This window comes from Pseudomonas sp. S1_E05 (genome assembly GCF_056337105.1).
In genome coordinates this window covers 3,348,551-3,370,050 of sequence record NZ_JBFRHM010000001.1, presented here as the reverse complement: position 1 = coordinate 3,370,050, position 21,500 = coordinate 3,348,551, and the positions used below count along the sequence as shown (strand labels likewise).

The following is a 21,500-nucleotide window of genomic DNA, read 5'->3' as shown; positions in this document are numbered from 1 at the left end:
CAGTCTACCGACCGGGATAGTCTGCCGCAGCGGCTTCCAGCCATTGGGGCAGGTCTCGACGCTTGATTTTCTGTGTCTGGGCGTTAGCCAGTTGCTGGAGCATGAAGAGTTTCTTATGCTCGTCGTCACCTGCCAGCGACAGCGCGAGATCACGGTCCATCCAGCGTTTGATCCTTACGTATATCCACCAGTGGAAATACAGACCGGCGACGGTGGTGACGACAATGATGAAGTAATCCATGGCATTCCCTGGTTGAGCGGCGCATATTCGGCCAAATGCCGCTACGGTATGCAAAGTGCGTGGTCACGCTGTACCTGGCCTGAATCAAACCCATTTTATCCGGGCCATGCCGTGACATGCGTCAAGCTGCGGAGTTTAATGAATACTTGTCCTTTGGAGTTGATGCTATGCGTAAGTCTGTTCTGCTAATTGCTTCCTTTTCCACGATGGCGATGTTGCTCACTGGCTGCCAATCGAGCTTGACCGGTGACTCCTACTCCCGTGACGAAGCGCGTCGCGTGCAGACGGTTCGCATGGGCACCATCGAAGCGCTGCGTCCGGTGAAAATCGAAGGCACCAAGACCCCTATCGGCGGCATCGCCGGTGCAGCGGTGGGTGGTGTCGGTGGCAGCGCCATTGGCGGCGGCAAGGGCAGCATCGTCGCTGCCGTCATCGGCGCAGTGGCCGGTGGCCTGGTGGGTTCTGCCGCCGAAGAAGGCCTGACCCGCACCCAGGGCGTGGAAATCACCGTGCGCGAAGACGACGGTAGCATGCGCGCCTACGTGCAACAGGTTCAGGAAAATGAAGTCTTCCGTGTGGGCGAGCGCGTACGCATCGCAACCGTGGACGGCACCAGCCGCGTGACGCACTAAGCGCACCTGCGGGTCACGAAAAACCCCGATCAGCGAGAGCTGGTCGGGTTTTTTTACTTCTGTTTTTTACTGCCGGTTGTTGCGACTGATCGTTCCCCGCTCTGCGTGGGAACGATCATCAAAAGGGGTTCATCCGATGAGGCGGCGCGCCATTACGAGGACGACACCACCGCGTTCCTGCGACTCGCGGCCGCCGTCATCGAATAACCGATCAAGGCTGCCAGGATCGAGCCGGTGAGAATCCCCATGCGGTCCATGCCGGCGTATTCGCTGGCACCGGGGACGAAGGCCAGGGACCCCACGAACAGGCTCATGGTGAAACCGATGCCGCAGAGAATCGCCACACCCAGTACCTGCCCCCAGTTGGCGCCCTGGGGCAGGGCGGCCATGCCGGATTTTACGGCGAGCCAGGTCAGGCCGAACACGCCGATGGTCTTGCCCAGCAGTAGCCCCAGTGCGATGCCCATGGGCACGTAATGGGTGAAACTTTCGACGGTCACGCCACTGAGCGACAGGCCGGCGTTGGCGAAAGCGAACAGCGGCAGGATACCGTAGGCGACCCACGGATGCAGGGCGTGTTCCAGTGTCAGTAGCGGGGAGGGCTCGGCATTTTTTGTGCGCAGGGGGATGCAGAAGGCCAGGGTCACACCCGCCAGTGTGGCGTGAACACCGCTCTTGAGCACACACACCCACAGGATCAGGCCGATGATCATGTACGGTCCCAGCTTGACCACGCCAAGCCGGTTCATCGCGATCAATGCGACGATGCAGGCAGCCGCCAGCGCCAGGGAAAGGGTCGACAGGGCGCCGGAGTAGAAAATCGCAATGATGATGATTGCGCCCAGGTCATCAATGATTGCCAGGGTCATCAGGAACAGCTTCAGCGACACCGGTACCCGCTTGCCGAGCAGGGCCAGGACGCCGAGGGCGAAGGCAATGTCGGTGGCGGTCGGAATCGCCCAGCCACTGAGCGCAGCGGGATTGTCGCGATTGAGAAACCAGTAGATCAGTGCCGGTACGACCATGCCGCCGATGGCCGCCGCCCCGGGCAGCACAATCTGCGAGGGTTTCGCCAGTTGGCCATCGAGCACTTCGCGCTTCACCTCCAGGCCGATCAGCAGGAAGAACAATGCCATCAGGCCGTCGTTGATCCACAGCAGCAGAGGTTTGGCGATCTTGAGTGCGCCGATCTGTACCACCACGGGGGTGTCCAGCAAACCGTTGTACAGCCAGGACAGGGACGAGTTGTTGATGATCAGGGCCAAAACGGCGGCCGCAATCAACAGCAGGCCGCTGGCAGCTTCCAACTGAAAGAAACGGGTGAAGGTGCTACGCAGAGGCAAGGTCGCTCTCCATCGAATAATCAAAAAGGTGGCACACCCTAACCCGTACCGTTAGTTGTTAAAACAAAAGTTATATTCTTTTTTGTTATATGCGGGTGGGGCATGAACCGGCGACACGGACTTGAGCCTAGCAGTTGCCCGAGGTATTGAGGCTCAGCTGTATCTGTGCGCGATGTCGGATATTTCCTAAGCTTGCGGGCTGAGCCTTGCGACAAGGCCGCCTTGACGAGAAGCCATCATGAGCGACAACCGACAGTGGGTCCGGGAAGCGATTCGAATCATCGAAGCCGACTTCCAGCGCAGCGCCGACACGCATCTCATCCCATTGCCCCTGCCGGGTTATACGGGCATCGAGCTGTATTTCAAGGACGAATCCAGCCACCCCACCGGCAGCCTGAAGCATCGGCTGGCGCGCTCGTTGTTCCTGTATGCATTGTGCAATGGCTGGCTGAAACCGGGTGCGCCTGTGATCGAAGCGTCCAGCGGTTCGACGGCGATTTCCGAGGCGTACTTCGCCCGCCTGCTTGGCTTGCCGTTCATTGCGGTGGTGCCGGCGAGCACTTCCAGGGAGAAGATCGCGCAGATCGCCTTCTACGGTGGCAAAACCCACCTGGTTAATGATCCGACCCAGATCTATGCCGAGTCCGAGCGCCTGGCCCGCGAGCACGACGGCCACTTCATCGACCAGTTCACCTACGCCGAGCGCGCTACCGACTGGCGGGCGAACAACAACATTGCGGAATCGATCTTCCATCAGATGCGCTTCGAGCGGCACCCCGAGCCGAGCTGGCTCATCTCCAGCCCCGGCACCGGGGGCACCACCGCCACGCTGGGCCGTTACGTGCGTTACCGCCAGCACAACACCCGCGTACTGTGCGCCGATGCCGAGCGTTCAGTGTTTTTCGATTATTACCAGACGGGCGATGCCAGCCTGCGCCTGGACCATGGTTCGCGTATCGAAGGCATTGGTCGGCCGCGGGTCGAGGCGTCGTTCCTGCCCAAGGTCATCGATGCGATGGTCAAGGTGCCGGACGCCCTGTCCCTGGCGGCCATGCATTACCTGGCCGAGCGGCTGGGGCGACATGTCGGTGGATCGAGCGGCACCAATCTGATCGGCGCGTTGATGGCGGCGCAGCAGATGGCGACGGCGGGAGAGTCGGGGTCGATCGTGGCGATCCTGTGCGACAGCGGCGAGCGTTATGCCACGACTTACTACGATAAGAAATGGCTCAAGGCCGAGGGCTATGAATTGACTGGGTTGATAGCGGCGGTGGCGGCGGCGGTCGAGCGCGGGGAAGCGCTGCCGGCGAGTGTGTTGCGAGCGAATATCTGATTGAAACCCCTGTAGGAGCGAGCTTGCTCGCGATGGCGGTGGGGCAGTCAGATTGATTTCGACTGATACACCGCCATCGCGAGCAAGCTCGCTCCTACAGGGGGATTTGTGTTGTGTCAGGAGGCCAGGCCCAGAATATCCCGCGCCACTGCCTCGGCGATGCGAATGCCGTCCACACCTGCCGACAAGATCCCGCCGGCATAACCTGCGCCTTCGCCCGCCGGGAACAGGCCCTTAACGTTCAGGCTCTGCATCGACTCGTTGCGGGTGATGCGCAGTGGCGACGAGGTGCGGGTTTCGATGCCGGTCAGTACCGCGTCATGCAGCGAATACCCGCGGATCTGTTTCTCGAACGCAGGCAGGGCTTCGCGGATCGCTTCGATGGCAAATTCCGGCAAGGCCAGCGCCAGATCGCCCAGCGCGACACCGGGTTTGTACGACGGTTCGACACTGCCCAGCGCCGTGGACGGTTTGCCGGCAATGAAGTCGCCGACCAGTTGCGCCGGGGCTTCGTAGTTGCTGCCGCCGAGCACATACGCGTGGGACTCCAGACGCTCCTGCAACTCGATACCCGCCAGTGGCCCGCCCGGGTAATCGACTTCCGGGGTGATGCCGACGACGATCCCGGAGTTGGCGTTACGCTCGTTGCGCGAGTACTGGCTCATGCCGTTGGTCACCACCCGATTGGGTTCTGACGTGGCAGCGACCACGGTGCCGCCCGGGCACATGCAGAAGCTGTAGACCGAACGACCGTTCTTGGCGTGGTGCACCAGTTTGTAGTCGGCGGCGCCAAGCTTCGGGTGACCGGCGTACTTGCCCAAACGCGCGCGGTCGATCAGCGATTGCGGGTGCTCGATGCGGAACCCCACCGAGAACGGCTTGGCTTCCATGAACACGCCGCGACCATGGAGCATGCGGAAGGTGTCGCGGGCGCTGTGACCCAGCGCCAAGATGACGTGTTTGGAGTGAATCTGCTCGCCGCCGTGCAGTTCAACGCCGACCAATTGGCCGTCCTCGATCAGCACGTCCGTTACCCGCTGCTGGAAGCGCACTTCGCCGCCCAGCGCGCGGATTTCCTCGCGCATGGTTTCCACTACGCCGGTCAGGCGGAACGTACCGATGTGCGGCTTGCTGACGTAGAGGATTTCTTCCGGTGCGCCGGCCTTGACGAACTCGTGCAGGACTTTGCGGCCGATGAATTTCGGGTCCTTGATCTGGCTGTAGAGCTTGCCGTCGGAGAAGGTCCCCGCGCCGCCTTCGCCAAATTGAACGTTGGACTCGGGGTTGAGCACACTTTTGCGCCACAGGCCCCAAGTGTCCTTGGTGCGCTGGCGCACATCGGGGCCACGCTCGAGGATGATCGGCTTGAAGCCCATCTGCGCCAGCAACAGGCCAGCGAAAATCCCGCAGGGGCCGAAGCCGACCACGACCGGGCGTTGCTCGAGATCGGCCGGCGCGTGGCCGACCATTTTGTAGCTGACATCCGGCGCCACATTGACGTTACGGTCATCGGCGAACTTGCGCAGCAGCGCGGCCTCATCCTTTACGGTGAGGTCGATGGTGTAGATGAAGCACAGTTCGGAGGACTTTGCGCGCATCGTAGCTGCGCTTGAACAAGGTGAAATCGAGCAGGTCATCGCTGGGGATACCCAGGCGCTGGACGATGGCCAGGCGCAGGTCTTCATCGGGATGGTCGATTGGCAGCTTGAGTTCGGTGATTCGTAACATGGCGGGATCCGGTTCGCGGGGCGCACAACTGCGCCAGGGCGTTTGAAGGCCGCGATTATAAGCCTCAAAGGCGCCATCCCGTGAGGCTTAAACGATCAGTCGTTGCGCGATCCGCCGAAATACCCGCAGCCCCGTTGGACCTGGCCGTCGATACGCAACTCGGCGCTCATGTGCTGAACGCTGCCGGTGCTGCTGTCGACGCAGCGTTGCGGCGCGACCCACAGTTCGATGTGCTGGCCGTTGGCTTCGGTGCTGAGGTTGAAGCGACCGTCGCCCAGTTGCTCTTCAACATAGGGAACTGCCAGGGGCGGTTGCCCTGCGCGATCGATGACCATGCCTTTGCCGCTGACCTTCACGTTCCATTCCGGGCCGTGACCGGCGGCACGCAGGATCAGCAGTTTGAAGTTCGGATCGTCGCAGGCAACGCCCGAACGCTCGACGCGGTACAACTGCACCAGGTCCAACCGGCTCTCGCCACCGCTGGCGACGACCTGCCCACGCACATCGGCGAACAGCTTGCCTTGGGCATCGGCCAGGCTTGCGGCTTCCTGCAGGATGCTGGTGCCGCCGATGTCGTTGACCACCAGGATGCGTTGCTCATTGCACGGCTGGAACACCAGTTTGCCATCGAGCGCCGTCAGTTGGCCCTGCATTCGGGTCTGACCCACGTGAGAAGCACCTTCCTGTGGTCTTTCGAGTAACTGGCAAGCGGCGAACAATGGAAGCAGGGCAACGAGGACTAAGGAACGGGCGACACGCATCTTTGGCTCTCCAGACAAGTGCCGCCACGTTACTCAGCCTGACCGTTCATCACAAGGGCTCAGCCCACATGAAAGGTCTGACCCGTCTGAAGGCCTTCCACGCTTTTGGCGTAGGCAAGCGCCACATCGGCTGCCGGAGCCGGCTTGTAGCCGCGGAAGTACGGCGCGTATTTGCCCATGGCTTCCAGCAGTACGGTGGGGCTGACCGAGTTCACCCGCAGGCCACGCGGCAGTTCAATGGCGGCGGCGCGCACAAAGCTGTCGAGGGCACCGTTGACCAGGGCGGCTGAAGCGCCGCTGCGGATCGGGTCGTGGCTGAGCACGCCAGTGGTGAAGGTGAAGGAGGCACCGTCGTTGGCGAACTCACGACCGATCAGCAGCAGGTTGACCTGGCCCATGAGTTTGTCCTTGAGGCCCAGGGCAAAGCTTTCTTCGCTCATTTCAGCGAGCGGGGCGAAGGTCACGTTGCCGGCCGCGCAGACCAGTGCGTCGAACTTGCCGGTCTTTTCGAACAGCTTGCGAATCGAGGCGCTGTCGCTGATATCCACCTGCAAGTCACCGCTGGTGCGGCCGATGCGGATGATTTCGTGACGCTCGGACAACTCTTTGTCGACAGCCGAACCGATGGTGCCGCCGGCGCCGATCAGAAGAATTTTCATGGGGGTGATCCTCGTGTGGGTTGAAAGTGGTTTCAGTTTAGAGTGGTTTTTTCTGCGGATAAGCGCGCTAATGGGCAACCTTTGGTTTTCTATTGGAAACAATCCATGAGCGAAATGGACGATCTGGCGGCGTTCGCGGTGTTGATCGAGGCGGGCAGCTTCACGCTGGCGGCGCAGCAACTGGGCTGCAGCAAGGGGCAGTTGTCCAAGCGCATCAGCTTGTTGGAGTCGCGCTTCTGCGTGGTGCTGCTGCAACGCACCACGCGCCGCCTGAGCCTCACGGCGGCGGGCGCGGCGCTATTACCGCAGGCGCAGGCACTGATGGTGCAGGTGGAACGGGCACGTCAGGCATTGGCGCGGCTGAAGGACGACATCGCCGGACCCGTGCGTATGACCGTCCCGGTTTCCCTGGGCGAAACTTTCTTCGATGGCTTGTTGCTGGAGTTTTCCCACCAGTACCCGCAGGTTCAGATAGAACTCGACCTCAGCAATGACTACCGGGACTTGTCCCGCGAGGGTTTTGACCTCGCGGTGCGTTCCGAGGTGGGCAATGACGAGCGCCTGGTGGCGCGCCCATTACTGGCCTGGCACGAACTGACCTGCGCCAGCCCGGCCTACCTCGAACAGCATGGCGAACCGCTGTTGCCGCAGGATCTGGCGCAACATCGCTGCCTGCTCAACAGCCACTACAGCGGCCGCGAAGAGTGGCTCTATCACCAGCAGCACGAGTTGTTGCGGGTGCGTGTCTCGGGACCGTTCGCCAGCAACCATTACAGCCTGCTCAAGAAAGCTGCTCTGGCGGGAGCGGGGATTGCACGGTTGCCTTCTTACCTGTTGCAGGAAGAATTGGCTGACGGGCGTTTGCGTTGGTTGTTGCGCGACTTCCAGACCCGGCGTATGCCGATGTACCTGGTGCATCCGTATCAGGGCGGGTTGCCCAGGCGGACGCAGGTATTGGCGGATTACCTGATTGGCTGGTTCAAGAGGAGTGGGGAGGCGTTGGATCGGTTGTAGCCACTTGATCCGTGAATTCCCCTTGTGGGAGCGGGCTTGCTCGCGAATGCGGTGGATCAGTTGATATCAACTCGACTGATACACCGCATTCGCGAGCAAGCCCGCTCCCACAGGGGGCGTTGTTTAGCGCAACCGCTTATCCCCCCAAGTACGCCTCGCGCACTTTCGGGTCGGTCAGCAGCGCTTCCCCGGTGCCTTGCATCACCACACGGCCGTTCTCCAGAACGTAGGCACGGTCAGCGATTTTCAGCGCCTGGTTGGCGTTCTGCTCGACCAGGAACACCGTCACGCCATCTTTGCGCAGCTGTTCGATGATGTCGAAGATCTGCTGGATGATGATCGGCGCCAGGCCCAGCGAGGGCTCGTCGAGCAGCAACAGCTTCGGCTTGCTCATCAGCGCACGGCCGATCGCGAGCATTTGCTGTTCGCCACCGGACATGGTGCCGCCGCGTTGGCTGAAGCGCTCCTTGAGGCGCGGGAAAAGCTCCAGGACCTTGTCCATCTGTTCCTGATAGTCGCCCTTGTCGGTGAAGAATCCGCCCATGGACAGGTTTTCTTCGACGGTCAGGCGAGCAAACACTCGACGACCTTCCGGCACCACCGCGATGCTCTTGCGCATGATCTGCGACGAACTCTGGCCGACGAGTTCTTCGCCCAGGTAGCGGATGCTGCCGCTGTGAGCCTGCGGCGAACCGCAGAGGGTCATCAGCAGGGTCGACTTGCCCGCGCCGTTGGCACCGATCAGGGTGACGATTTCACCCTGGCGGACTTCGACGTTGACGCTGTGCAGGGCCTGGATCTTGCCGTAGAAGGTGGAAACGTTTTCGAACTGCAGCATTTACGCTTCCCCCAGGTAGGCTTTGATCACTTCAGGATTGTCGCGGATCTGTTGTGGCGTGCCATCTGCCAGGGGCGTGCCCTGGTTGATCACGACGATGTGGTCGGAAATGCTCATGACCAGTTTCATGTCGTGTTCGATCAGCAGCACGGTCACGTTGTGCTCTTCACGCAGCACACTGATCAGCGCCTTGAGGTCTTCGGTTTCCTTCGGGTTCAGGCCGGCAGCCGGTTCGTCGAGCATGAGGATCCGCGGACGGGTCATCATGCAGCGGGCGATTTCCAGGCGACGTTGCTGACCGTAGGCCAGGGTGCCGGCCGGACGGTTGGCGAACTCGGTCAGGTTGACCTTGTCCAGCCAGTACGCGGCGAATTCCATCGCCTCGCGCTCGCTCTTGCGGAACCCCGGAGTCTTGAACAGCCCCGACAGGAAGTTGGTATTCAGGTGGCGGTGCTGGGCGATCAACAGGTTCTCGACCGCCGTCATGTCCTTGAACAGGCGCACGTTCTGGAACGTACGCACCACGCCCTTGAGCGCAATCTTGTGGCCCGGCAGCGCCTGGATGGGCTCGCCGTCCAGCAGGATGGTGCCGCCGCTCGGTTTATAGAAACCGGTCAGGCAGTTGAACACTGTGGTCTTGCCGGCACCGTTGGGGCCGATCAGGGCAACCACTTGTTTCTCTTTCACGGTCAGGGCCACGCCATTGACCGCCAGCAAACCGCCGAAGCGCATGCTCAGGTTTTCAACTTTAAGGATCTCGCGGCTCATTTGCGCAGCTCCATGTGAGGACGTTGCATGGGCAGCAGACCTTGAGGTCGCCAGATCATCATCAGCACCATCAGGGCGCCGAACATCAACATGCGGTACTCACTGAACTCGCGCATCATTTCCGGCAACAGGATCATCACCACGGCAGCCAGGATCACGCCCAGTTGCGAGCCCATGCCACCCAGCACGACGATGGCGAGGATGATCGCCGACTCGATGAAGGTGAAGGACTCCGGGGTCACCAGGCCCTGACGGGCGGCGAAGAAGCTGCCGGCGAAACCGGCAAACGCAGCGCCCAGGGTGAACGCGGAGAGTTTGATGATGGTCGGGTTCAGGCCCAGGGCTCGGCAGGCGATCTCGTCTTCGCGCAGGGCTTCCCACGCGCGACCGATCGGCATGCGCAACAGGCGGTTGATCACGAACAGCGCGGCCAGGGCGAGCAACAGCGCAACCAGATACAGGAACACCACCTTGCTCACCGGGTTGTAGGTCAACCCGAAGTACTCGTGGAAAGTCTGCATGCCTTCGGCGGCGGAGCGGTCGAAGCTCAGCCCGAAGAACGTTGGTTTTGGGATGTTGCTGATCCCGTTCGGGCCACCGGTGAGGTCGGTGAGGTTACGCAGGAACAGACGGATGATTTCACCGAAACCCAGCGTCACGATGGCCAGGTAGTCACCGCGCAGACGCAGCACCGGAAAGCCCAGCAGGAAGCCGAAAGTGGCCGCCATCAGGCCGGCGATCGGCAGGCAGATCCAGAAGCTCCAGCCGAAGTAGTGCGACAGCAGCGCGTAGCTGTAGGCACCCACTGCGTAGAACCCGACATAGCCCAGATCGAGCAAGCCAGCCAGACCGACGACGATGTTCAGGCCCAGGCCCAGCAACACGTAGATCAGGATCAGGGTAGCGATGTCCACCGCGCCGCGAGAACCGAAGAATGGCCAGACCAGCGCCACCACGATCAGGCCGATGATGATCCAGCGCTGGGTGCGCGGCAGGGTCAGGAACTGGCTGACCTTGGGCGACACCAGCGGACCACGGTTGGAGCGAAACAGTGCACCGACCTGTTGAGTGAACAGGACCCGCAGGAACATCAGCACCGAGCACAGCGCGATGATGGTCAGCGTGACCGGACCGGTGCCATGCACTTCAAGGTTGATCCCGACGATGCTCAGCTTGAGACCGAGGACGGGGAATGCGACAGCCCAGACCAGCAAGGCACTGAACAGCGCTTGTTTAAAATACTTGTTCATACTTTTCAACCTCCGGACGGCCCAGGATGCCGGTCGGCCGGAACAACAGAACCAGCACCAGGAGACCGAATGCCACGACGTCCTTGTATTGGTCGCCAAAGATGTCGGCACCGAACGCTTCGGCCACCCCCAGCACCAGCCCGCCGAGCATCGCGCCCGGGATACTGCCGATGCCACCCAATACCGCTGCGGTGAAGGCCTTGAGGCCCACCAGGAAACCGGCGTTGGGGTTGATCACGCCGTATTGCATGCTCAGCAGCACCGCAGCGACAGCCGCCAGCGCAGCACCGATCACGAAGGTCAGGGCGATGATGTTGTTGGTGTTGATGCCCAGCAGGTTGGCCATCTTGATGTCTTCGGCACAGGCGCGGCAGGCGCGACCCAGGCGGGAGCGAGAGATGAACAGCGTCAGGCCAAGCATGGCGACCAGCGTCACTACGAAGACCAGGATCTGCATGTAGGAAATCAGGACTTCTTCAGCGCCACCCGGGCCGAAGGAGAAGCTCCCCGGAATCAGGTTGGGGATGGATTTGTCCTTGGAGTCCTGGGACAGCAATACAGTGTTCTGCAGGAAAATCGACATGCCGATGGCGGAAATCAGCGGGATCAGACGGTTGCTGCCACGCAAGGGGCGATACGCAACACGTTCGATACTGTAGCCATAGGCACTGGTAACAACGATCGACGCGATGAACGCGGCGGTCATGAGCAGCGGCAGCGAGTGGATACCCATCATGGCCAGCCCGGCAAGGGCGATGAAGGCCACGTAGGAACCAATCATGTAGACCTCGCCATGGGCGAAGTTAATCATTCCAATGATGCCGTAAACCATTGTGTAGCCAATGGCTATCAACGCATACGTGCTGCCAATGGTCAGTCCATTAACCAGCTGTTGGAAAAAATGATAGATCTCAGGCATTACAGCGCTCCTAAAAACCCGATACGCATTTCACTGGTGGAGTCATGTTCCGGCCCATTGCTGTGTTCTTCGAGCACATTTGCACGGGGCGTTTGCCAGCGAACCGCTGGTGACGGTTTTAAGATTTTCAGGTGAACCAGCGCCCGGATCGCGGGTGTCTGGCCCATAAACCTCGTAAAACAAAGCCCACTGCTTGCACAGTGGGCTTCTCGATCGTTGGAGCAGGTCTTACTGAGGGGAAACTTCGGTTTTCGGTTTGCCGAAGTGCCATTCGTAGACCACGAATTTGAAGTCTTTCAGGTCGCCCTTGGCGTCAAACGACAGCTCGCCGGTAGGGGTTTTGAAAGTGCCCGCGTGGATGGCTTCTGCCACTTTGGCGGTGTCTTCGCTCTTGGCGGACTTGATGCCTTCGGCAATCAGCTCGACAGCGGAGTAGGCCGGGAATACGAACGGACCGCTTGGATCCTTGCCGTCAGCCTTGATGGCGTCAACGATGGCCTTGTTCTCGGGATCAGCGTCGAACGACTTCGGCAGGGTGACCAGCAGGCCTTCGGAAGCGTTCTGGGCGATTTGCGAGATGGAATCGTTGCCGACGCCTTCCGGACCCATGAACTTGGCGTTCAGGCCTTTTTCCTTGGACTGACGCAGGATCAGGCCCAGCTCTGGGTGGTAGCCGCCGTAGTAGACGAAGTCGACGTTGGCTTGCTTGAGCTTCTGGATGATCGAGGAGAAATCTTTGTCACCGGCGTTCAAGCCTTCGAAGACGGCGACTTTCACGCCTTTGCCTTCCAGGGTTTTCTTGACTGCGGTGGCGATGCCTTCACCGTACTGTTGCTTGTCGTGCAGGACGGCAACGGTTTTCGGCTTGACGTGGTCGGCGATGTAGTTGCCTGCGGCCGGGCCCTGGGCGCTGTCCAGGCCGATGGTGCGGAAGATCAGCTTGTAGCCACGGTTGGTGATGTCCGGGCTGGTGGCAGCCGGGGTGATCATGATCACGCCTTCGTCTTCGTAGATGTCCGAAGCTGGCTGGGTGGAGCTGGAGCACAGGTGACCGACTACGTACTTGACGCCGTCGTTGACCACTTTGTTGGCCACGGCTACCGCTTGTTTAGGGTCGCACGCGTCGTCGTATTCCTTGGCTTCAAGCATCTTGCCGTCGACGCCGCCCTTGGCGTTGATGTCCTTGATGGCTTGTTTGGCGCCGACGAACTGCATGTCGCCGTACTGGGTCACAGGGCCGGTTTTAGGGCCGGCGATACCGATCTTGATGGTGTCAGCTGCGAACGAATGGCTGGCAACCCCGGCCAGAACCATAGCGGCAAACAGTTTGGAAATCTGCTTAGTAGCCTTTGTCATAGTGCTCCACTCTTACTGTTGTAATTTTTATAGTCCTGGCGCCGAAGCAGCAGAACCGGGTCGGATATTTACGCCATCCTCCGGAAAATGCCCTCGGCAACTGTACCGGTACAGTGTAGAGCGCCGATTGTCAGCCTGGGAAGCTGGCGTCGGGGGGCAAAATCAGAGGGTGTCGCGTTTATGAAAGAAAAAGACAGAAATGCGGCGGGGCTTACAGCTGTTTAAACAGCAATCCTTGGCGCTCCTGCAGTTTTCAATCGGCGATGCATTTGCTTCCGGGTTTTTCTGCCAGACCACCGACGTTATCATTCATGTCGATTTCTTTTCCGGACAGGACCCATGACTGAAGAACCTAGCACCCTCTATGCCAAGCTGCTTGGTGAAACCGCATCTATTTCGTGGAAAGAGCTGGAGCCCTTCTTCGCCAAGGGTGCCCTATTGTGGGTCGATCCTGAGCTGGATTTGATCGCGGCGGCCGAGGCCGTGGCCACGGATGATGGCGAGAAAGTGGCTACCTGGCTGGCTGCTGACCAGGTCACCAAGCTGTCTGAAACGCGGGCTCTGGATCTATTCGAGCGTGATCCAGCGTTGTGGGCGGTGGTGGTTTCGCCGTGGATTATGATCCAGGAAAGGGCGGGGAAGTAATACGTTGCACTTTGTTGGTGCGTTGCGTTTCGGGGAGAAAGTGTGTAGCCGAGTAGCGTGATGGCACGTTGCCGTGAAGAAAGGCCACAGCTTCACGGTGACGTAAACGTAACGGGCACAGTTGAGGGTGCTGATTGCGAGCTGCTTAATTGTTTCTGGATGTTGTTAATTCGTTGAATTCAAGGGCCTCATCGCGGGCAAGCCCGCTCCCACAGGTTTTCTGTGAACGACACAAAACCTGTGGGAGCGGGCTTGCCCGCGATAGGCGCGCCGGTTAGTGAGCAGTCTTGCCCGTGTGGTTATTCAGCGAAATGACCTTGGTCTTGCCAATACGGTGACGGTAAATCTCGCGCAGGTACTTGATCGCCTTCTTCACGCAATCACGCGACAGGCGAATGTCGTTGATCGAGACGAACTTCTCCTTGTCGTTGATCAGCTCACGGTACTTCTTCTCGTACATTGGCTTGATCGCGTACCAGTTGGTATCGAGGATCTTCGCCGGGTTCTCGAACTCGTTGAGCAGGTCGTCGATCATCCCTTCGTTGAATTCATCCTGGGTGATGAAATCGAGGATCGAGTTGTCCAGGGTTTCGTCGAAGCGGTACGGGTTCTTGGCGAAGCAGCGCTTGATGAACGCCACGATCAGCGTCAGGAAGTCGTCCGACAGGCACGGGCTCTTGGCAATCAATGTCGTCAGCGACAGGTTGGCCGAAGCGCCGATCACCAGCGCGTAACGTTTGAGCGTGGTGTTCGGGAACAGGCTGTTGAGATGAGTCTTCAACCGGTTCAGGTCCATGTAGGACAGCTTGTAATCCTTGGGCAGGGAGACGATCGACACCACCGATGAGCAGTTCTTGAAGAAGTGCAGGTCGTGCAGCGCGGCCGCGTCGTAACCGGAATTCTTGTACTGCTCGAGCGAGGCACGGTAGCGCTTGGATTCGATCGGCAGCAGGCTGATACCTTCGATGGCCTGGGTCACTTTGTTGAAGTGCGGCAGGTCGATGGAGCGGAAGAACAGGTCGTCGATGTTCAGGCGCTGTGGCTCTTTTTCGAACACCTTGAATTTATCGCTGCTCGGCGGCGGGGTTTCCGGCACCACAGACTCGGCGTAGGCAATCGCCACGGGGCCGGCCAGACTCATGAACAGGTCGTTGGCGTCCAGGCGAATGGTTTCGCCGATGTCGATGCCGGCGCGACGGAAATAGTTCTGGTCGTAGTCGGTGGTGACCGCCTGCGCCGTCAGGATGTTGAAGATCTGCTGCGAGATGTACTGGTTCGCATGCTTCTCCATCGCGTTGACGTCGATGTTCTGGATGTTGCCGTCATCGTTTTCTTCGGCGTAACGCATGATGTCGTTGGAGATCAGCATCATTGCGTTCCATGGGCGGATGCGGCCCATGACACTGGCTTCACTGCTGTCTTCGTTAGCGAAGTTGTAAGAGAAGTCCCACTCTTCCGACAGGTATTTACACAGCAGGCGACCGGCGTTGATGTGCAGTGCCTCGGACATTTCGCTGCGGTGATCGGAAATGTTCGGCAGCACGCAGATGCCGCTGGTGAAAATGGGTTCGAATACAAACGAATGACCGCTCTTGCCGTCGTGTTCGTCCATCGGCTTGGTGTCGAACGTCTTGTTCATGTACGAATGCTGCTGGGCGAGGCCGAACTCCGAAGCCATGCCCGAACCGGTACCGCCACCGGCGCTGAAGATCGAGAAGTACAGGCGCGACTGGTTGGCCTTGATGCCGCAGCTGTCGATCAGGTACGAGTGAATCATCTTCCAGTCTGGACTGGAGAAACGCTGGGTGTCCTTGTTCAGGATGATCTTGGCCAGGTACTGGCCGAGGATCGGCGCGTTACCCGCACCGCCGGCGTGAACCTCCGACAGGTCCATGATTTTCATTTTGCTGTAGTCGCGCAGGAAACCGCTTTTTTCGCCCTTGCGGGAGAAGCGGATGCGACCGGCGATGTCTTTGTCGAGGTCGCCGAGCATGACCAGCGGCTCGACGAGGAACACTGGCTTGGTGGCCTTGTTCGGAATCAGTCGCAGGCTGGAGCGGATCCATTGCGCCGGGCTGTAGCCTTTTTCGGCGTGGCGTTTGTCCGGCGACAGGCGATCTTCGTTGTTGAATTCATTGAGGTAGAACTTGCGGGCGTTGTACACCAGCTCCGCGACATCCAGCGCAATGTTCGAACCGCAGCGGCCGAGGCCGATCAGGCACACCGACGGAAACTCCTGGGTGCTGTACTGTTCGCTGTCGCCTTCCAGATGCGGCGGACGTGGGAACACCAGGTCGCGCAGGCCATCGAGGTTGTCGAGGATGCGGTCGGTATTGGTCTCGGTGAAGTAAAGGTACTGCTGGGTAGCCAGTGGGCGCGACGGCGTCAATGGTTTCGACGGTGCGGGGCTGTTGGCCGCTGGGCTGGGCGTCAGATCGGATATGGCGGGAGCCGGGTTATTTTTGGAAGTCATTGTGCGCCATGTACCTGGGCTGGTCGGTAGGGCGGCGGATTGCGCCGGACCGTCACGGTTGGGTTCTCGCGTCTTTATTCAGCGCGTCATTGGCCCAAGCATCAGGGGTTTGGCCTGAGCATCGCTCGGGGGAAATCCTTTCCTAGTCATGATGAATCGGCCAATATTCGGCGATCTTTAATCGAAAAGAAGGCTAAATGATGTCAACCCTACCATCGTTGGGCTTCGCCGGAATTGGCCTGATGGGGCTGCCAATGTGCCGGCGTTTGCTGGCGGCGGGGTATCCGCTGACCGTGTGGAACCGCAACCCGGCGAAGTGTACGCCGCTGGTCGAAGCCGGCGCGCGACACGTTGCCACACCGGCCGAGCTGTGCAAGCACGCCGATGTGTTGATGACGTGTCTGGCAGACACGGCGGTGGTGCGGCAGGTGGTGTTTGGTCCGGAGGGTATTGCCGAGGGTGGGAAACGTGGCCAGTTGCTGGTGGATTTTTCCAGCCTTGAGCCCACCGCGACGCGGGAAATGTCGGCGCAGTTGGCCGAACAGACGGGCATGGGTTGGCTCGATGCTCCGGTGTCTGGCGGAGTGGTCGGTGCCGAGGCGGGTAGCCTGGCGATCATGGTCGGCGGCACGGCGGCGGATCTTGAGCGGGTCAGGCCGGTGTTGCTCAGCCTTGGCCAGCGTGTCACCCATATGGGCGACGTTGGCGCTGGGCAGGTGACCAAGGCGTGCAATCAAATGATCGTGGCCTGTAATGCCCTGGTCATTGCCGAAGTCGTGGCGCTGGCAGAGCGCTCAGGTGTAGAGGCGGCCCTGATTGCCGAGGCGCTGGCGGGTGGCTTTGCCGATTCCAGACCTTTGCAGATCCTGGCGCCGCAGATGGCCGACAGTCGTTTTGAACCGGTGAAATGGCATGTGCGCACGCTGCTCAAGGACCTCGACACCGCAGTGAAATTTTCCCGCGAACAGGGCTCGGCCACGCCCATCAGCGGATTGGCCGCACAACTGATGCGCCTGCATGGGGGCCAGGGTTTTTGGAAAAGGATCCGTCGACGTTAGTGCAGATGTACCGTGAGCCAGGGTCAGAGGACTGAAGGCGTGGCCGCGCTGGCGCTGGTCGATGTCGTTCAACACCTGGCGCAGCTCGGTGAGTGGCACCGGGCGGGCGAGCAGATATCCCTGCACCAGATCGCACCCGTTACGCTCGAGGAATGCATATTGTTCGGGAGTTTCCACGCCTTCGGTCACCACCTGTAAGTGCAGGGTGTGGGCCATGACGATGATCGCCTGGACGATTTCCATGTCCTGGCTGGCCTTGGGGATGTCTTGAATGAACGATCGATCGATCTTCAGCGTGTTCAGCGGCAGGCGCCGCAGGTAGGCCAGGGACGAGTAACCGGTGCCGAAGTCGTCGATCGACAGCGAAACACCGATTGCGCGAATCTGCCTCATCAACACCAGTGACTCGGTGATGTTGTCCATCAGCGCGTTCTCGGTCACCTCCAGTTCCAGCCGCTGTGGTGCAACCCCGGCCGAGCGTAGTGCGTGTTCGATTTCATCGGCCAGGTCTTCCCGGGCCAGGTTGAGCGGTGAGCAATTGACGGCAATGTGCAGGGCGTCGAATCCCTGGCTCGACAACTCGGCGAGGTCCTCGCAGGCTTTGTGCAGGACCCAGTTGTCCAGCTCGGCGATCAGGCCGTTGGCTTCGGCGATGGCGATGAAACGATCCGGTGTCAGCAACCCATGCGCGGGATGTTGCCAGCGGATCAGCGCTTCAAGCTTGGTGACCTGGCGGCTTTTCAGGTCATAAATCGGTTGGTAATGCAGCATGAGTCCGGTGTTTTCGCGCAGGGCATGACGCAGTTCTTCTTCGAGCTGCAAATCCAGTGAGGCCCGGCTTTTCAAGTTGGGGTTGAAGAAATTCAGGCCGTTACGGCCGCCGCCCTTGGATTGGTAGAGCGCCAGGTCAGCGTGCTTCAGCAGTTCTTCGCAGGTCGTGCCATCCTCGGGAAACAGGCTGATGCCGATGCTGGTGGTCATGACCATGCGCCGTCCGGCCAGTTCGATTGGCTCCTTCATTTTCAACATGATGCGCTGCGCCATATGCCGCGCCTCCTCGCGATCGCGCAGGCTGATGAGCAGGCAGAACTCATCGCCGCCGAAGCGCGCCACCACATCCTCCTGGCCGCGCACCGAACCTTTGATGTGGCTGGCCATGACGGTGAGCAATTCATCGCCGGCAGCATGGCCCAGGCTGTCGTTGATTCGCTTGAAGTGGTCCAGGTCGAGGAACATCACCGCAAGCATGCCGCCCTCCGTGGTCTTCTGAAGCAACTTCTCGGCGAAAATCTGGTTGAAGCCTCGGCGGTTGATCAGACCAGTCAGGGCGTCGTAGTTCGCCGCGTGTTGCAGCGACAGGCGTGCCTCATCCAACTGGCCCAGCAGTGTGTTGACCCGCAGCAGGTCGCGGTCCTTGTGCTGCAGTTTCTTGTCCGACAGTGCAGCACTGATACTACTGCCGATGATCAGCAAGGCAATGACCGCCACTGTGATGCCCAACTGCTGGTGACTGTTGTCAGCGGCCAATTCCACGGGGCTGTCGGCGGGGAGTACCAGAGTGAAAGCGGTCATGCCTGTGAAATGCATGCTGATGATGCCCGCCCCCAGGACCAGGCTGGCGGTGAGTTTGATCAGTTGATGTTGCGAACCGTCACGCAGGCGACTGGATATCAACAGGGCGGCAAAACTCGCACCAATGGCGATCACGATGGAAAGACCGAACAGCAACGGTTGGTAGTACGCCACCGCGTTCGAACGCATGGCCGACATGCCCAGGTAATGCATGGTGGCGATGCCCAGGCCAATGCAGATCGAGGCCTGCACGTATTGCCTGATGCTCAGGCGCGGGTGGCTGAGGGTGTACATCGCCAGCCAGGAGGCGAACAGGGCGATCAGTAGCGAGGCCAGCGTGATCGGCAGTACATAACGAATCTCGATGGGCGCCTGGAACGCCAGCATACTGATGAAGTGCATGGCCCATATTCCGCCAGCCAGGCAACCGGAGCCGACCCAGCGCCAGATTCTTCGGGACGCAGGTTTGTCCGCGTGAGCGATGCGCTCGGCCATGTCCAACGTCGCGAAACTGCCGGCGCAGGCGACCAGAAATGCCAGCAGGACCAACAACGGATCATGGAAGCAATCGAGAATGACCTGCCCGCTCTCAGGCAGTGCAGAAGTGAAGTGCAGGCTCAGCCAATCCATTGCATGCCCCATGTATTCTCCCTGACCGGCGCAAGGACGCCGGTGAATTCAGGGAGTATAGAAGGCATGCGAAACCAGCAAGGCGTGATGGCACTTTGGTTTCTAAGATTTTGGAATAGAGCCAATAACCATTCGTGCTGAAGATCAGGCGCTCTGCGCCACGATCAGGTGAGCTGGAGCTTCAAGCGGCAGCAAGCCGAAAGCCGCGCGTGCCGCGTCGCAGTCGGTGTTGACCTGGCCATCGACCCAGGAGGCCTCGAATTCCCGGCAAGGGCTCGAGCGCTGTTCATAGATCGTACATTTCACTTCGCTGCCCACTTCTCCCTCCAGGCTGATGCAGCGTGGGCTTTTGCAGTTGGTGCCCAGCATCGCGACCCGGCTCGGGGTGATCTGCTCGACAAGTTCATCGGGCACTGTCCCCCCTGATGAAGCGCATTCACCCCAAAAAAAAGACACGCGAAAATGTGAACAGCAGGCACCGCAATTCAAGCACGGACTGGCTTCGGACATGGGTAGTCATCTAAGGAGGAGTGGGGAGGTCGCCGGGAGGGCCGACGAGAGCGCTATTCTAGGCTTCGCCAGCCACTTGAACAGGGGGTGGCAGAGGTATTTTTAAACGGCTGGACGTGCGGTCAATGCCGGCGCTTGCTCCCTGTGCACATTGTGCCTGGTTGCCATGAACGGGTATCAGCCTTACGAATAATTACAGACAGTTGTGGCAGGCCTGTCTAGATTGCAGTTTCCGGGGGAAGTGACGCCCCAATAACAATAAAAGAGACGGACCCATGCAGAACTCGACCCAAGCGGCGAATGCCTGGCGCATTCTGTTCCTGCTGTTCCTTGCGAATCTATTCAACTTCTTCGACCGCACCATCCCGGCCATCATTATCGAGCCGATCCGCATGGAGTGGAGCCTCAGCGACTTCCAGTTGGGGATCATCGGCACCGCATTCACCATCGTCTATGCCATTGCCGGCCTGCCCCTGGGGCGCATGGCCGACACCGGTTCGCGCGCCAAACTGATGGGCTGGGGCCTGGCCGCATGGAGCGGTCTGACCGCAGTGAACGGTATGGTGGGCAGCTTCTGGACTTTCCTGCTCGTGCGCATGGGCATCGGCATTGGTGAGGCCAGTTATGCGCCCGCCGCCAATTCACTGATCGGCGATCTGTTTCCCGCCCATCGCCGGGCGCGAGCCATGGGCATTTTCATGCTCGGTTTGCCATTGGGCCTTTTGCTGGCGTTCTTCACCATTGGCTGGATGGTCAAGGCGTTCGACAGCTGGCGCGCACCGTTCTTCATCGCGGCCGTGCCGGGGCTGCTCCTGGCGGTGTTCATGTTCTTCATCAAGGAGCCAAAACGCGGCGCTGCGGAAAGCGTACAGGTCTCGCAGGAGCCCGTGGACCGGCCAATCCGTCGGGTGCTGGCGGTGCCGACCTTTCTGTGGCTGGTCATGGCGGGGTTGTGTTTCAACTTTGCGACCTACGCGTGCAATTCCTTTCTGGTGCCAATGCTGCAGCGTTACTTCCTGATGCCGTTGCACGAAGCCGCCGTGGCAACCGGCGTCATCGTGGGCGTCACCGGGCTGATCGGCCTTACCCTGGGCGGTTGGGTCGCGGACAAGATTCACCAGCGGGTGGCGAGCGGACGCCTGCTGTTTGCCGGGTTCAGCCTGATCATCTCGACCCTGTGCACCGCTTGGGCGCTGCATGCCGGACGCATTGAAATCGGCGTGTTCGTGGCCGTGTTCAGCGTGGGCTGGCTGTTCGCCTACAACTTCTACACCTGCGTGTACACGGCCATCCAGGACGTGGTCGAACCGCGCTTGCGGGCGACGGCCATGGCGTTGTTCTTCGCTGGGTTGTACCTGCTGGGCGGTGGTTTGGGGCCAGTGGTCGTGGGCGGCCTGTCCGATCACTTTGCCCATTCGGCCATGCTGGTAGCGGGTGCCGAGCAGATGACCGAGGCGTTCAAGGCCGTCGGCTTGCATGATGCGATGTATTTGATCCCGGTGGCGTTGTTCCTGACGATGGTGTTCCTGTTCATGGCGTCGCGGTGTTTTGTGCGTGATGCCAAGCGGATGAAGGAGGGGTTGCAAGGGGTGGCCAATCCCGAGGTCGAAGGCGTCACGGCCTGACCCCCTGTAGGAGCGAGCTTGCTCGCGATGGCGGCTCAGACACCGCTGGGTGTCAGGCAGCCAGCGTCATCGTTGACGACCATCGCGGGCAAGCCCGCTCCTACAAACAAAAATGCCCGCATCGCTGCGGGCATTTTTGTGGGGG

At 60.1% G+C, this 21,500-nt stretch carries 16 protein-coding genes and 3 pseudogenes; 6 read left to right on the top strand and 13 right to left on the bottom strand.

Annotated elements, in window-relative coordinates; genetic code table 11:
* Positions 1-4 precede the first annotated feature (4 nt).
* Positions 5-241 (bottom strand): hypothetical protein, encoded by a 237-nt coding sequence (locus AB4N33_RS15620; RefSeq protein ID WP_460117396.1) that lies wholly within the window; start codon positions 239-241, stop codon positions 5-7.
* Between the two features lie 167 nt (positions 242-408).
* On the opposite strand from AB4N33_RS15620, the gene AB4N33_RS15615 reads away from it, so the two are divergent.
* Positions 409-873, top strand: coding sequence for an outer membrane lipoprotein (locus tag AB4N33_RS15615; RefSeq protein WP_460117395.1), 465 nt, complete (start codon positions 409-411; stop codon positions 871-873).
* A gap of 152 nt (positions 874-1,025) precedes the next feature.
* Here the strand turns inward: AB4N33_RS15615 and nhaA are convergent, their stop codons facing one another.
* Complete coding sequence (gene nhaA / locus AB4N33_RS15610; protein ID WP_476457699.1) at positions 1,026-2,216, bottom strand: Na+/H+ antiporter NhaA; 1,191 nt, start codon at positions 2,214-2,216, stop codon at positions 1,026-1,028.
* 235 nt (positions 2,217-2,451) lie between these two features.
* Here nhaA and AB4N33_RS15605 point away from each other — a divergent pair, with 235 nt between their 5' ends.
* Complete coding sequence (locus AB4N33_RS15605) at positions 2,452-3,549, top strand: PLP-dependent cysteine synthase family protein (protein ID WP_476458829.1); 1,098 nt, start codon at positions 2,452-2,454, stop codon at positions 3,547-3,549.
* A gap of 116 nt (positions 3,550-3,665) precedes the next feature.
* Here the strand turns inward: AB4N33_RS15605 and AB4N33_RS15600 are convergent.
* From AB4N33_RS15600 to AB4N33_RS15590, 3 genes and pseudogenes are all read right to left on the bottom strand, one after another.
* Positions 3,666-5,277, bottom strand: a pseudogene (locus AB4N33_RS15600) (NAD(P)/FAD-dependent oxidoreductase).
* 95 nt (positions 5,278-5,372) lie between these two features.
* Positions 5,373-6,038, bottom strand: a complete 666-nt coding sequence (locus tag AB4N33_RS15595) for a COG3650 family protein (protein WP_476457698.1) — start codon at positions 6,036-6,038, stop codon at positions 5,373-5,375.
* A 59-nt stretch (positions 6,039-6,097) separates the two neighbouring features.
* Entirely contained in the window at positions 6,098-6,697 is a 600-nt protein-coding gene (locus AB4N33_RS15590; RefSeq protein ID WP_476457697.1) for a short chain dehydrogenase, read from the bottom strand.
* A gap of 105 nt (positions 6,698-6,802) precedes the next feature.
* Between AB4N33_RS15590 and AB4N33_RS15585 the strand changes: the two genes are divergently transcribed.
* Positions 6,803-7,711: a LysR family transcriptional regulator gene (locus tag AB4N33_RS15585; RefSeq protein ID WP_476457696.1), complete on the top strand. Its 909-nt coding sequence runs from the start codon at positions 6,803-6,805 to the stop codon at positions 7,709-7,711.
* A 136-nt stretch (positions 7,712-7,847) separates the two neighbouring features.
* Here the strand turns inward: AB4N33_RS15585 and AB4N33_RS15580 are convergent, their stop codons facing one another.
* The 5 genes from AB4N33_RS15580 to AB4N33_RS15560 form a co-directional block, all read right to left on the bottom strand.
* A complete protein-coding gene (locus AB4N33_RS15580; protein WP_460117389.1) occupies positions 7,848-8,549 on the bottom strand; it encodes an ABC transporter ATP-binding protein in 702 nt (233 codons plus the stop codon).
* On the bottom strand, positions 8,550-9,317 hold the full coding sequence (gene livG / locus AB4N33_RS15575; protein WP_460140096.1) for a high-affinity branched-chain amino acid ABC transporter ATP-binding protein LivG: 768 nt from the start codon (positions 9,315-9,317) through the stop codon (positions 8,550-8,552).
* A complete protein-coding gene (locus tag AB4N33_RS15570) occupies positions 9,314-10,567 on the bottom strand; it encodes a high-affinity branched-chain amino acid ABC transporter permease LivM (RefSeq protein WP_460117387.1) in 1,254 nt (417 codons plus the stop codon). The genes livG and AB4N33_RS15570 overlap by 4 nt, the downstream gene beginning before the upstream one ends.
* Complete coding sequence (gene livH / locus AB4N33_RS15565; RefSeq protein WP_476457695.1) at positions 10,551-11,486, bottom strand: high-affinity branched-chain amino acid ABC transporter permease LivH; 936 nt, start codon at positions 11,484-11,486, stop codon at positions 10,551-10,553. Before livH ends, AB4N33_RS15570 begins: the two co-directional genes overlap by 17 nt.
* 228 nt (positions 11,487-11,714) lie before the next feature.
* Positions 11,715-12,842, bottom strand: a complete 1,128-nt coding sequence (locus AB4N33_RS15560; RefSeq protein ID WP_476457694.1) for a branched-chain amino acid ABC transporter substrate-binding protein — start codon at positions 12,840-12,842, stop codon at positions 11,715-11,717.
* Positions 12,843-13,181: 339 nt separating this feature from the next.
* Between AB4N33_RS15560 and AB4N33_RS15555 the strand changes: the two genes are divergently transcribed.
* Positions 13,182-13,487 carry a DUF2288 domain-containing protein gene (locus tag AB4N33_RS15555; protein ID WP_460140095.1) on the top strand — a complete coding sequence of 102 codons (306 nt, stop codon included), beginning with the start codon at positions 13,182-13,184 and terminating at the stop codon, positions 13,485-13,487.
* 274 nt (positions 13,488-13,761) lie between these two features.
* On the opposite strand, the gene AB4N33_RS15550 is transcribed toward AB4N33_RS15555, so the two are convergent.
* Positions 13,762-15,960 carry a hypothetical protein gene (locus tag AB4N33_RS15550; RefSeq protein WP_460117384.1) on the bottom strand — a complete coding sequence of 733 codons (2,199 nt, stop codon included), beginning with the start codon at positions 15,958-15,960 and terminating at the stop codon, positions 13,762-13,764.
* A gap of 197 nt (positions 15,961-16,157) precedes the next feature.
* Here AB4N33_RS15550 and AB4N33_RS15545 point away from each other — a divergent pair.
* Positions 16,158-17,053: pseudogene (locus AB4N33_RS15545) on the top strand (NAD(P)-dependent oxidoreductase).
* 124 nt (positions 17,054-17,177) lie between these two features.
* On the opposite strand, the pseudogene AB4N33_RS15540 reads toward AB4N33_RS15545, so the two are convergent.
* A pseudogene (locus tag AB4N33_RS15540) lies at positions 17,178-18,977 on the bottom strand (putative bifunctional diguanylate cyclase/phosphodiesterase); the annotation flags it as partial.
* A gap of 387 nt (positions 18,978-19,364) precedes the next feature.
* Entirely contained in the window at positions 19,365-19,730 is a 366-nt protein-coding gene (locus AB4N33_RS15535; protein WP_460117381.1) for a YkgJ family cysteine cluster protein, read from the bottom strand.
* A 275-nt stretch (positions 19,731-20,005) separates the two neighbouring features.
* On the opposite strand from AB4N33_RS15535, the gene AB4N33_RS15530 reads away from it, so the two are divergent.
* Complete coding sequence (locus AB4N33_RS15530) at positions 20,006-21,355, top strand: spinster family MFS transporter (protein ID WP_476457693.1); 1,350 nt, start codon at positions 20,006-20,008, stop codon at positions 21,353-21,355.
* Positions 21,356-21,500: the final 145 nt, after the last annotated feature.

Coding starts and splice junctions, on each gene's coding strand:
- AB4N33_RS15620 (WP_460117396.1), bottom strand. CDS start 241: ATGGATTACTTCATCATTGTCGTCACCACCGTCGCCGGTCTGTATTTC.
- AB4N33_RS15560 (WP_476457694.1), bottom strand. CDS start 12,842: ATGACAAAGGCTACTAAGCAGATTTCCAAACTGTTTGCCGCTATGGTT.
- AB4N33_RS15580 (WP_460117389.1), bottom strand. CDS start 8,549: ATGCTGCAGTTCGAAAACGTTTCCACCTTCTACGGCAAGATCCAGGCC.
- AB4N33_RS15615 (WP_460117395.1), top strand. CDS start 409: ATGCGTAAGTCTGTTCTGCTAATTGCTTCCTTTTCCACGATGGCGATG.
- AB4N33_RS15535 (WP_460117381.1), bottom strand. CDS start 19,730: ATGTCCGAAGCCAGTCCGTGCTTGAATTGCGGTGCCTGCTGTTCACAT.
- AB4N33_RS15555 (WP_460140095.1), top strand. CDS start 13,182: ATGACTGAAGAACCTAGCACCCTCTATGCCAAGCTGCTTGGTGAAACC.
- AB4N33_RS15550 (WP_460117384.1), bottom strand. CDS start 15,960: ATGACTTCCAAAAATAACCCGGCTCCCGCCATATCCGATCTGACGCCC.
- AB4N33_RS15595 (WP_476457698.1), bottom strand. CDS start 6,038: ATGCGTGTCGCCCGTTCCTTAGTCCTCGTTGCCCTGCTTCCATTGTTC.
- AB4N33_RS15570 (WP_460117387.1), bottom strand. CDS start 10,567: ATGAACAAGTATTTTAAACAAGCGCTGTTCAGTGCCTTGCTGGTCTGG.
- AB4N33_RS15530 (WP_476457693.1), top strand. CDS start 20,006: ATGCAGAACTCGACCCAAGCGGCGAATGCCTGGCGCATTCTGTTCCTG.
- livG (WP_460140096.1), bottom strand. CDS start 9,317: ATGAGCCGCGAGATCCTTAAAGTTGAAAACCTGAGCATGCGCTTCGGC.
- livH (WP_476457695.1), bottom strand. CDS start 11,486: ATGCCTGAGATCTATCATTTTTTCCAACAGCTGGTTAATGGACTGACC.
- AB4N33_RS15585 (WP_476457696.1), top strand. CDS start 6,803: ATGAGCGAAATGGACGATCTGGCGGCGTTCGCGGTGTTGATCGAGGCG.
- AB4N33_RS15590 (WP_476457697.1), bottom strand. CDS start 6,697: ATGAAAATTCTTCTGATCGGCGCCGGCGGCACCATCGGTTCGGCTGTC.